The organism is Serratia sp. HNCC26DJ206 (assembly GCF_057180605.1).
This window is the reverse complement of the sequence record NZ_JBXUGP010000016.1, coordinates 122297-134151: the sequence shown is the minus strand read 5'-3', so window position 1 is coordinate 134151 and position 11855 is coordinate 122297. Positions and strand designations below refer to the sequence as shown.

Annotated in this window: 9 protein-coding genes; all 9 read right to left on the bottom strand. The window is 53.3% G+C overall.

Annotated elements, in window-relative coordinates:
* Nucleotides 1-36: 36 nt before the first annotated feature.
* Nucleotides 37-996: an acetyl-CoA carboxylase carboxyl transferase subunit alpha gene (accA, locus tag AC2A1E_RS12670; RefSeq protein ID WP_459401563.1), complete on the bottom strand. Its 960-nt coding sequence runs from the start codon at nucleotides 994-996 to the stop codon at nucleotides 37-39.
* A 12-nt stretch (nucleotides 997-1008) separates the two neighbouring features.
* The gene (dnaE, locus tag AC2A1E_RS12665; protein WP_484384033.1) at nucleotides 1009-4497 is read right to left on the bottom strand and encodes a DNA polymerase III subunit alpha; all 3489 of its coding nucleotides are present in this window, start codon (nucleotides 4495-4497) and stop codon (nucleotides 1009-1011) included.
* A 65-nt stretch (nucleotides 4498-4562) separates the two neighbouring features.
* Complete coding sequence (gene rnhB, locus AC2A1E_RS12660) at nucleotides 4563-5156, bottom strand: ribonuclease HII (RefSeq protein ID WP_484384032.1); 594 nt, start codon at nucleotides 5154-5156, stop codon at nucleotides 4563-4565.
* A complete protein-coding gene (gene lpxB / locus AC2A1E_RS12655; RefSeq protein WP_484384031.1) occupies nucleotides 5153-6301 on the bottom strand; it encodes a lipid-A-disaccharide synthase in 1149 nt (382 codons plus the stop codon). The genes rnhB and lpxB overlap by 4 nt, the downstream gene beginning before the upstream one ends.
* Nucleotides 6302-6304: 3 nt before the next feature.
* Nucleotides 6305-7093, bottom strand: a complete 789-nt coding sequence (lpxA, locus tag AC2A1E_RS12650) for an acyl-ACP--UDP-N-acetylglucosamine O-acyltransferase (RefSeq protein ID WP_484384030.1) — start codon at nucleotides 7091-7093, stop codon at nucleotides 6305-6307.
* Nucleotides 7094-7096: 3 nt separating this feature from the next.
* Entirely contained in the window at nucleotides 7097-7552 is a 456-nt protein-coding gene (gene fabZ / locus AC2A1E_RS12645; protein WP_015673553.1) for a 3-hydroxyacyl-ACP dehydratase FabZ, read from the bottom strand.
* Between the two features lie 161 nt (nucleotides 7553-7713).
* Nucleotides 7714-8736, bottom strand: coding sequence for a UDP-3-O-(3-hydroxymyristoyl)glucosamine N-acyltransferase (gene lpxD / locus AC2A1E_RS12640; RefSeq protein WP_484384029.1), 1023 nt, complete (start codon nucleotides 8734-8736; stop codon nucleotides 7714-7716).
* A gap of 4 nt (nucleotides 8737-8740) precedes the next feature.
* A complete protein-coding gene (skp, locus tag AC2A1E_RS12635; RefSeq protein ID WP_076943703.1) occupies nucleotides 8741-9238 on the bottom strand; it encodes a molecular chaperone Skp in 498 nt (165 codons plus the stop codon).
* Nucleotides 9239-9399: 161 nt separating this feature from the next.
* Nucleotides 9400-11823, bottom strand: a complete 2424-nt coding sequence (gene bamA / locus AC2A1E_RS12630) for an outer membrane protein assembly factor BamA (protein WP_484384028.1) — start codon at nucleotides 11821-11823, stop codon at nucleotides 9400-9402.
* Nucleotides 11824-11855 lie beyond the last annotated feature (32 nt).

Here is an 11855-nt window from a genome sequence, read left to right as displayed (position 1 = left end):
CGCCTGGGCAGGCGGTTTCTTGTAGCGCAGGCAAACTCAGCAGTAGCCGTAGTTCATCAAACGCTGATAACGGCGGTTGAGCAATTCTTCGTTATTGAAACCATCCAGATCCGCCAGATCCGCCAGCAACTGCGCTTTCAATGAAGCAGCCATTGCCGGTACGTCACGATGCGCAGAACCCAGAGGTTCCGGGATCACCGAATCGATCAGTTTCAGCTCTTTCAGACGCGGTGCGGTAATGCCCATCGCTTCTGCGGCAATCGGCGCTTTGTCGGCACTTTTCCACAGAATTGAAGCACAACCTTCCGGCGAGATCACCGAATAGGTGCTGTATTGCAGCATATTCACTTTATCGCCAACGCCGATAGCCAGCGCACCGCCTGAACCGCCTTCGCCGATCACGGTGCAGATCACCGGGATATTCAGGCGGGACATTTCGCGCAGGTTGCGGGCGATCGCTTCAGATTGACCACGTTCTTCTGCACCTACACCCGGATAAGCCCCTGGGGTGTCGATGAAAGTAATCAGTGGCAGTTTGAAGCGAGAAGCCATTTCCATCAGGCGCAACGCTTTGCGATAGCCTTCTGGCGCTGGCATGCCGAAGTTGCGACGGATCTTCTCTTTGGTTTCGCGCCCTTTCTGATGACCAATGATCATCACCGGGCGGCCATCCAGCCGTGCGATACCACCGACGATGGCTTTGTCATCGGCATAGGCACGATCGCCAGCCAGTTCTTCAAAGTCGGTAAAGATGTGTGCGATATAATCCAGCGTATAAGGGCGGCGCGGGTGGCGTGCCAATTGGGCAATCTGCCAGGCCCCAAGATCGGAAAAAATCTTGCGCGTCAGCTCAACGCTCTTTTCACGCAGGCGCTGAACCTCTTCGTCCAGATTAATATCTAATTTTTCGTCTTGACGGTTGACTGCAGTCAGCGAGTCAATTTTCGCTTCCAGCTCTGCAATCGGCTGTTCAAAATCAAGAAAATTCAGACTCATAGCATTCCTATTTTAGTCAAATTCCAGTTCCACCTGCTCATTACCTACCAGGGTCCGCAAATCTATCAACAAGCGGTCGGTCGGCGTCACGCGCCAGGTTGCGCCAAAACGCAGCCTTGCTCGTGCATCTTCCCGTTGATAGTAGAGATGCACTGGAATCGTCCCCGATCGATGGGGTTCCAACGACTGGCGGAGACGGTTCAAAAGCTGGTCATCAATTTGCCTGTCCGTCAGCGAGATAGCAAGCCCACGGGCGTATTTTTCACGGGCTTCACTGATATCCATTAACTCGCGGACCATCATTTTAAGCCCACCGCTGAAGTCATCAAAGCTGACCTGTCCAGTGGCGATCAGGATACGGTCTTTTTCCAACAAATGCTGGTATTTTTCCAACGCTTCGGTGAATAACATCACTTCCAGGCGGCCAGAACGGTCATCCAGCGTACAAATGCCGATACGATTGCCCCGTTTGGTCACCATAACCCGGGCGGCAATCACCAGCCCGACGGCGGTCGTCATCTTACCCCGTTCCGTCGGGTGCATATCTTTCAAACGCTGGCCACCGGCATAGCGTTCGATTTCTTTCAAATACTGGGTGATCGGATGGCCGGTAAGATAGAGCCCCAGCGTTTCACGCTCACCATCCAGCACCACCTGTTCCTGCCAGAGCGGTACGTTGGCGTAAGACTGCTCCACCTGCTCTGGCGCATCTGCCAACACACCAAACATATCAGCCTGGCCAATCGCTTCGGCTTTGGCATGCTGATCGGCCGCTTTCAGCGCATCGCCCAGCGAATGCATCAGCGCAGCACGGTGCGGCCCCAGGCGATCGAACGCCCCGGACATGATCAGTTTTTCCAGAATACGGCGATTCAGTTTTTTGACATCGGAGCGCGCGCACAGATCGAACAGATCTTTGAAGTATCCTTGTTCGCCACTGTTACGCGCTTCGATAATGGCCTCAATCGGCCCTTCCCCCACGCCCTTGATCGCGCCGATACCGTAAACGATCTCGCCTTCGTCATTGACGTGGAAATGGTATTGCCCGCTGTTGATATCCGGCGGCAGGATTTTCAGCCCCATGCGCCAGCACTCATCCACCAGCCCAACCACCTTATCGGTGTTATCCATATCGGCGGTCATTACCGCTGCCATAAACTCGGCGGGATAGTGGGCTTTCAGCCACAGCGTTTGGTACGACACCAGCGCATAAGCGGCTGAGTGCGATTTGTTAAAGCCGTAACCGGCAAACTTCTCTACCAGATCGAAGATTTTTACCGACAGTTCCCCATCGATACCGCGCGATTTAGCACCGTCTTCAAACCCGCCGCGCTGTTTAGCCATTTCGACCGGGTTCTTTTTACCCATCGCACGGCGCAACATGTCCGCACCACCCAGCGTGTAACCCGCCAGCACCTGGGCAATCTGCATCACCTGCTCCTGATACAGGATGATGCCGTAGGTCGGCTCCAGCACCGGTTTTAGCGACTCATGCTGCCACTGGATATCAGGATAGGAAATCTCTTCGCGCCCGTGCTTACGGTCGATAAAGTTATCTACCATGCCCGACTGCAAAGGGCCTGGGCGGAACAGCGCCACCAGTGCGATCATATCTTCGAAGCAGTCAGGCTTCAGGCGCTTGATCAGGTCTTTCATGCCGCGCGATTCAAGCTGGAATACCGCCGTGGTTTCCGAACGCTGTAGCATGTCGAAGCTTGGTTTGTCATCCAGCGGAATAGCGGCGATATCGATCGGTTCCAGCCCGGTCTTGGCGCGGCGAGCGTTGATCATCGCCAACGCCCAGTCGATGATGGTCAAGGTGCGCAGGCCAAGGAAGTCAAACTTCACCAGCCCAGCATATTCCACGTCGTTTTTATCGAACTGGGTAACCGGGTGGTTACCTTCAGCATCACAATACAGCGGCGCGAAGTCTGTGATTTTGGTCGGTGCGATCACCACCCCGCCCGCATGCTTACCGGCGTTACGCGTCACCCCTTCCAGCTTACGCGCCATGTCGATCAGCGCCCTGACTTCTTCGTCTGCCTCATAAATTTCTGGCAGCTGAGGTTCAGCGGCAAAGGCCTTTTCCAGCGTCATCCCCGGATCGGGTGGCACCAGCTTGGAGATACGGTCAACAAAGCCATACGGATGGCCCAATACGCGGCCCACATCGCGGATTACCGCTTTCGCCGCCATGGTACCAAAGGTGATGATCTGCGATACCGCTTCGCGGCCATACATGTCTGCCACATGTTCAATCACCAGATCGCGTTTTTCCATGCAGAAATCGACGTCGAAATCGGGCATCGATACACGTTCCGGGTTCAGGAACCGTTCGAACAGCAGGTCAAACTCCAGCGGATCCAGATCGGTAATTTTCAGCGCATAGGCCACCAGCGAACCCGCCCCGGAACCACGCCCTGGCCCTACCGGCACATCGTTATCTTTCGACCACTGGATGAACTCCATAACGATCAGGAAGTAGCCAGGGAAACCCATCTGGTTGATCACTTTCAGCTCAATGTCCAGACGTTCATCGTATTCTGGGCGGCGCTGAGCACGCACCTCTGGATCAGGAAACAGGAATTCGAGACGCTGTTCCAGCCCTTCTTTGGATTTGGCGACCAGGAAATCTTCGGTGGTCATTTCACCGGTAGGAAACTGCGGCAGGAAGTATTCGCCAAGGCGAATGGTAACGTTACAGCGTTTGGCTATTTCGACGCTGTTGAGCAGTGCCTCGGGGATATCGGCAAACAGCTCACACATCTCGTCTTCACTGCGCATAAACTGCTGCGGGCTGTAGTTACGCGGACGTTTGGGATCGTCGAGCGTAAAACCATCGTGGATCGCCACGCGGATTTCATGCGCATCGAAGTCGTCTTCCACCAGAAAACGGACATCGTTGGTGGCCACTACCGGCAAACCGCGCTCGGTAGCCAGCGCTACGGCGGCATGCAGATAGTTCTCTTCGTCTGCGCGACCGGTGCGGATCAGCTCCAGATAGTAGCTATCGGGGAAATATTCCTGATAAAACGCCAGGCATTGATCAACCTGCGCCTGGTTACCACGCAGTAAGAATTTGCCAACGTCGCCCATGCGCCCACCGGAAAGCAGGATCAACCCTTCACGGTGTTCGATCAGCCAATCGCGGTCAATAATCGGACCAGCGGCACCGTAACCGCGCTGATAGGCATTAGAGATCAACAGAGTCAGGTTTTGATAACCTTGGTTATTGGTCGCCAGCACGGTAAGTTGCGCCAATTCATCACCTAACACCTCGCTCTGCACATGGAAATCCGCACCGATGATCGGTTTGATCCCGGCACCATGCGCACTACCGTAAAACTTCACCAAGCCACATAGGTTGGTGAAATCGGTGACCGCTAAGGCGGGCATGGCAAGTTCGGCAGCTTTTTTCACCAACGGGCCGATCTTGGCTAGCCCATCAATCATGGAGTAGTCACTATGAACGCGCAGGTGAATAAAACGAGGTTCGGCCATATCGAGATACCAAGGTGTAGGGCCCAGCTTAGTGGGCCGAGGTTAACTCTTTGCTTTCAAGACTACTACAGTTCCAGTGCGCGTCTTACCGGCGCGAAACTGCGTCGATGGTGCTGAGTGGCCCCCAATGCTGCCAGTTTTTCCAGATGGAAAACGGTAGGGTAGCCTTTGTGCTGGGCAAAACCGTACTCGGGGAATACCCGATCCAGCTCGGCCATTTCGCGATCGCGTGTCACTTTCGCCAGGATGGATGCCGCGCTGATCTCTGCTACTCGGCTATCACCCTTAACCACCGCCTGCGAACGCATCGGCAAGCTGGGGCAGCGATTACCATCAATTAACACCATGTCGGGCGTGAGGGGCAAACCAGCCACCGCACGCTGCATCGCCAGCATGGTGGCATGCAGAATATTCAACCGATCAATCTCTTCCGGCTCAGCACGCCCCAGGCTCCAGGAGAGCGCCTTTTCCACGATCTCTTCGTACAACGCTTCGCGGCGCTTCTCGCTGAGTTTTTTGGAATCGGCCAACCCAACGATCGGCCGTGCAGGATCGAGGATCACTGCCGCAGTCACTACCGCGCCAACCAGCGGGCCGCGGCCCACTTCATCCACACCGGCAATCAGCCGGGCGACAGGATAAACAAAGGGTTCAATCATGCTTTTGCCAGCTCCAACACCGCCTGAGCGGCCTGCTCGTCTGCACCACAGCGAATACTCAGGTGCAGTTCAAGGAAAGTCTGTTTCAGTTGCTCAGCTTGCGGGCTCTCTTCCAGCAACGGCAACAGTGCCGCAGCCAGCTTATCCGGCACGCAGTCGTGTTGCAGCAGTTCGGGCACGATTTCACGCCCCGCCAGCAGGTTTGGCAGCGAAACGTACGGGGTTTTCACCAATCGCTCCGCCAACCAGTAAGTAAAGGGTTTCATGCGGTAACCCACGACCATCGGGCACTTCGCCAGCATACATTCCAGCGCTGCGGTACCAGAGGCCAACAGGGCGGCATCGCTGGCGATCATGGCTTCGCGCCCTTTGCCGTCCAGCAAATGCACCGTCAGTTCCGGTGCCACTTCGGCCTTGATGCGCTCGAACTGCTCACGCCGCTTAGCATTCACCAAAGGCACTACCACTTCCAGATCGGGATAGTGAGTACGCAGCTGCTGCGCCGTCTTGAGGAAATCCCCGCTCAACATTTCTACTTCAGCACCACGGCTGCCGGGCAGCAGCGCAAGGCAACGAGCATCAGGGGCAATCCCTAACGCAGCGCGTGCGGCCAGTTTATCCGGCTGCAGCGGCATCGCATCAGCCATAGTGTGGCCGATAAAGCGGCAGGGAACGTTGAAACGATCATAAAACGCTTTTTCGAAAGGGAGAAACGCCAACACCAGGTCGGTCGCTTTACCAATTTTGAAAACGCGCTTTTGACGCCAGGCCCAGACTGACGGGCTGACATAGTGAATAGTGCGGATACCGCGCTTTTTCAGGCGGCCTTCCAACGTGATATTGAAGTCTGGCGCATCGATACCCACAAATACGTCAGGTGCCAGCTCACTGAACCGGCGGGTAAGATCCCTGCGGATCTTCAACAGGCGTGGCAAACGCTCAAGAACCTCTACCACTCCCATTACCGCCAGCTCTTCCATCTCATACCAGGCTTCACACCCTTCGGCCTGCATTAACGGGCCTGCCACACCAACAAAACGGGCTTCTGGATGCTGCACCTTAAGCGCGCGGATTAACCCGGCGCCAAGAATATCACCAGAGGTTTCCCCGGCGACCAATCCGATAGTCAATGGACGATTTGGCATAAATCAGCGAATAATCCCGCGGGTAGAACGGCTAAAGAAATCGAGGAACTGCTGCACCACTGGCTGCTCTTGCGCCAGGGTTTCGATTTCTGATTTGGCTTCATCCAACGTTTTCTCACTGCGATAAAGGATTTTGTAGGCGTTACGAATTGCCTGCATTTCATCTTTATCGAAACCACGGCGTTTCAGCCCTACGGCGTTAACCCCGAACGGCGTCGCATGGTTGCCTTGTGCGATGACAAAAGGAGGTACGTCCTGAGCCACACCGGAACAGCCCCCTACCATCACATGAGCACCGATAACGCAGAACTGATGGATAGCAGTCATACCACCGATAATAGCGTAGTCGTCAATCTCTACATGGCCCGCCAGCGTTGCATTGTTGGCAAGCACACAGGAATTACCGACCACACAATCATGTGCGATATGTACGTTAACCATCAGCAGGTTGTCGTTACCCACTTTGGTCAGACCCGTGCCCTGCGCTGTGCCACGATGGATAGTCACGCTTTCGCGAATACGGTTACGATCGCCAACCTCAACACGCGTTGGTTCACCGGCATATTTCAGATCCTGATTCACTTCGCCAATGGAGGCGAACTGATAAATCTGATTATCACGGCCGATCTTAGTGATACCGTTCACCACCACGTGAGATTTCAGTACCGTACCTGCGCCGATTTCCACCTGGGAGCCGACGTAGCAGAAAGGACCGATCTGCGCACCAGCGCCGATAACGGCACCCTCTTCAACGATCGCGCTAGGATGAATAAAGGCGGTTTTATCAATCACGGATTATGCCTCCCGGCTGCGGGCACACATCATGGTTGCTTCGCAGACAATTTTTCCGTCAACGGTCGCCACGCCTTTAAAGCGCGTCAGACCACGGCGGGTTTTTTCGAAAGTGACTTCCATGATCATCTGATCACCTGGCACCACAGGGCGCTTGAAGCGAGCTTCATCAATACCTGCAAAATAATACAATTCGCCCGGTTCCAGTTTACCTACGCTCTTGAATGCCAGAATGCCCGTGGCTTGCGCCATCGCTTCCAGAATCAACACGCCAGGGAAAATCGGTTTACCAGGGAAATGCCCCTGGAAAAACGGCTCATTAACAGAGACGTTTTTCACTGCACGCAGATATTTGTGCTCTTCAAACTCCAGTACACGGTCAACCAGCAAGAATGGGTAACGGTGAGGAAGCAGTTCCAAAATTTCTGCAATATCCAGAGTATGAGTGTCAGTAGTCAAAATACTCTTCCTGTCTCTAAAAACTGATGGCATCAACAACACGGCCTGCGTTGACCCCAAAAAGGGGATCATCATGCAGGCCGCAAATTAACAACTCTTTGCGCTTTTGGCTTTAAGGCCAACGCGTTTCGATGTGCACCCAGTAAGGCGGGCGGTGGTGATTAGTCTTTTCCGACTTTTCGTTCGACAGCTTTTAAGCGCTTGCTGATCTCATCGATATTCATCACCAACGCAGCGGTTTTACGCCAAACTTTATTGGGTTGTAACGGAATGCCCGAGGAGTATACCCCAGGTTCGGTAATTGGTCGCATAACCATTCCCATACCGGTGACAACAACCTTGTCAGCGATCTCCATATGGCCATTGATCACACTGGCCCCACCAATCTGGCAATAGCGGCCGATTTTCAGGCTGCCAGCCATAATCACACCACCGGCAACCGCGGTATTGTCGCCAATTACTACGTTATGCGCAATCTGGCACTGGTTATCAATGATAACACCATTCCCAATCAGAGTGTTATCCAACGCGCCGCGATCGATGGTGGTACAAGCGCCGATCTCGACACGATCGCCGATGATCACCGTGCCCAACTGCGGGATCTTGATCCAGTTGCCATGCTCGTTAGCATAGCCAAAACCATCAGCACCAATTACCGTTCCAGATTGGATCAGGCAGTGCTGGCCGATTTCAACTTCATGATAAATCGTAACATTTGCCCACAAACGCGTACCCGCACCAATGCGTGCGTGTTTGCCGATAAAACAGCCAGGGCCGATAACCACGTTATCGCCAAGTTCTACACCGGACTCAATAACCGCATTTGCCCCAATGGCAACATTTTTCCCAAGCCGAGCTTCCGGGGAAATCACCGCACTAGGCGCAATATCCGCTGCAGGTGCCGGCGTGGTATCCATCAATTGCGCCATACGCGCATAAGTCAGATAAGGGTTCTTAACCACCAGCGCCGCAGAGCGACAATGGGGTAAATCTGCAGAGGTCAAAACAACGGCACTCGCCTGGCAAGAAGCCAGCTGTTCTTGATAGCGGCTGTTTGACAAAAACGTGATTTGGCCAGCCTGTGCAGAATGCATAGAAGCAATGCCGGTGATGGCAATATCGCCATCACCGTGCAATTGTGCATCCAACTGCTGTGCTAAATCAGCCAGTCGAATCGAAGGCATGTTGTTATTTAACCTGTTTCAGCACGTCGGCAGTAATGTCTTTAGAAGTTCCTACGTAAGCAACCGCATTAGCGTCGATCACTACGTCATAACCTTCTTTGCTGGCAACGGCTTTCACGGCATCCTGAATACGACCCAGGATTTTGTTACGCTCTTCCATCTGGCGGCGACGGTTATCCTGCTCAAAAGCCTGAGCTTTCTGAGAGAACTGCTCGCGCTGTGCCATCACATCTTTTTCCATTTTGGCACGATCGCTCGCTTTCATGGTAGAACCGTCACGCTGCAGTTTCTGCATTTTAGTCTGCAGATCGCGTTCCATGTTCTGGAGTTCGCTCGCGCGGCCTTTAAACTCGCCTTCCAGTTGTTTAGCCACGGCTTCACGTGCTGGCAACTGTTGGAAAATACTGGAAACGTTAACGACAGCAATCTTGTCAGCTGCCTGAACGCCTGCTGAAGCAGCCATTGCTAAACCGAGGCCTGCGGCACACAACCACTTTTTCACTATAAACTCCTTACCATCACCCGTTTGTGTCACACGACACTTTGAAGTACACAATCTGCCAAACATGACACGCAACACAATGAGAATCCTCTCCCTTTGTTTTGATGTCAGTCTGGCATTTGCGATTCTTTTTAACTGCTTATACCCAGAAGTGAAACCCGTTACCAGGTTTTACCAATGTTAAACTGGAATTGCTCAGACTTGTCACCATCGTATTTCTTGATCGGGTCAGCATAAGAGAACACCAATGGCCCCAACGGTGACATCCATTGCACGGCAAGGCCTACAGATACGCGAATATTACTCGCTTTGCTGTAATCCGGAATATCGAACATACGTGTCTGGCTAGTGTTCTGCCACTTGGTATCCCATACCGTACCCGCATCCATAAACACGGAAGTACGCACTGAGTTGGCATATTTCTCGCTGATAAACGGCGTCGGTGTAATCAGCTCCAGGCTGGCAACAGCCATGGCGTTACCACCAACCGCATCGCTGGAATTACAGATAACCTGCGGCACGCTGCTACCCGGCGCATCATTACAAGTGTACGAGTTGGAGTTGTAGTAAACCGCTTTCGGACCAATGGTATTGGACTGGAAGCCACGCACGGTGCTTGAACCACCCGCATAGAAGTTCTCATAGAACGGCATCTCTTTACCGCCAAGACCATCGGCATAACCCACGCGACCACGGCCCAGCATCACCCAGGTAGCATCGTCGTCGATTGGCAAGTATTGCGTGCTATCCAACGTGAATTTGTAGTACGAGTTGTCAGAACCCGGTGCAACAACCTTGCCATTCAGCGTGGTACGGTTACCCGACGTCGGGAAATAACCACGATCCAGATTGTTGTAAGTCCAACCCAGCGTCAGCGGGAAGTCGTTCGCCGTATAGCTGGCGCGATTTATCAGATCCGGACTCTCACCGACTGAGTCCAGATAACGCCACATGGCAATCTGCGGCTTCATTTGCGACAGAGAGTTATGGACGTAACCTAAACCAGCGCGCAACGAGTTGTTCTCGTTGATCGGGAAGCCCAGCGTACCGTCTACACCATAGCTGCTGTTGGTATAATCAGACAGATCGGCGTTATTGGCCTTAAAGTCATTATAGAAGACGCGGCCACCCAAGCTGACACCATCCACGGTGAAGTACGGGTTGGTGACCGACAGCTCAGCATAGGTCTGGTAATCGTTCTTGGTACCGTTGATACCAACAGAGTAACCCGTACCCAGCCAGTTATCCTGCTGCACGCCTGCCTGGAAGCTGACGCCACTTTCAGTCCCGTAACCGACACCAAAGTTCAGCGTACCCGTGTTACGTTCTTTCACCTTGTAGACGACATCAACCTGATCCGGGGTCCCCGGTACACGCTGGGTTTCTACATCTACAGTTTCGAAGTAACCTAGGCGGTTCAGGCGATCTTTACCCTGTTCAACCTGATCGTTACCCAGCCATGCGCCTTCCATCTGGCGCATTTCGCGACGCAGTACGGCATCCTTGCTGGTATCGTTGCCTTCAAACTTGATGCGACGAACATAGAAACGGTTACCTGCGTCGATGTTAACCAGCAGCTTCACGGTTTTATCCGTATCGTTGATTTCAGGCTGAGTCTGTACACGCGGGTAGGCATAACCATAACGGCCCAACATCTTCTTGATGTTGTCTTCCATCTTGGTCACTTTGCTGCCGCTATACAGTTCACCTGGCTCTATTTTGGTCAACTGGGCAACTTCCGCCGAATGACCTGCTAGGTTGCCATTCACCACCACGCCTGAAAGCTTATACTGATCGCCTTCCGTAATGTTGATGGTGATATAAATCCCTTTTTTGTCCGGCGTCAGGCTAACCTGCGTCGAATCAATATTAAAACGGGCATAACCGCGGTCCAGATAGAAGCTGCGCAGGATTTCAAGGTCACCCGCCAGTTTCTGCTTCTGGTATTTACGATCGCCAACCACGTTCCACCATGGCACTTCATCACGCAATTGGAAGCGTGAGATCAGTTCATCGTTGGTGAAAGCATGGTTGCCAACAATATTGATCTGCTGGATCGTGGCGGAAACCCCTTCAGCGAACACCAGTTTCAGGTCAACACGGTTACGTGGCAACGGCGTCACAACCGCTTTTACCGAGGCACTGTATTTACCGACGCTGTAGTAGAAGTCTTCTAACCCTTTTTCAATGCTGGATAAGGTGGTGCGGTCGAGTGCTTCACCAACCCGGACGCCAGAAGCCTCCAGGTTTTGCTTGAGCATGTCCTCTTTCACCGACTTGTTGCCGGAGAAAGTGATGCTGGCAATGGTAGGGCGTTCCTTAACCTGAACAATCAGCGTATCACCATCGCGCAATACGCGAACATCCTCGAAGTTGCCAGTGGCAAACAAGGCATGGATGGTATTACTGATATCATCATCAGAGACGGTATCGCCTACGCGAACCGGCATGTTGAGTAACGCCGCACCGACGGCGACTCGTTGCAGGCCTTCGAAATGAATATCTTTCACTACGAACCCGTCTGCACCGTATACGGTGGCGCTGCCAAACAGCAGCGACGCTATGAGCAACTTTTTCATCGCCATCGTTGTTATGCGTTCTTCCTAACCTGTCCCCG

Coding starts and splice junctions, on each gene's coding strand:
- accA (WP_459401563.1), bottom strand. CDS start 996: ATGAGTCTGAATTTTCTTGATTTTGAACAGCCGATTGCAGAGCTGGAA.
- rnhB (WP_484384032.1), bottom strand. CDS start 5,156: ATGATTGAACCCTTTGTTTATCCTGTCGCCCGGCTGATTGCCGGTGTG.
- dnaE (WP_484384033.1), bottom strand. CDS start 4,497: ATGGCCGAACCTCGTTTTATTCACCTGCGCGTTCATAGTGACTACTCC.
- bamA (WP_484384028.1), bottom strand. CDS start 11,823: ATGGCGATGAAAAAGTTGCTCATAGCGTCGCTGCTGTTTGGCAGCGCC.
- lpxD (WP_484384029.1), bottom strand. CDS start 8,736: ATGCCTTCGATTCGACTGGCTGATTTAGCACAGCAGTTGGATGCACAA.
- lpxB (WP_484384031.1), bottom strand. CDS start 6,301: ATGCCAAATCGTCCATTGACTATCGGATTGGTCGCCGGGGAAACCTCT.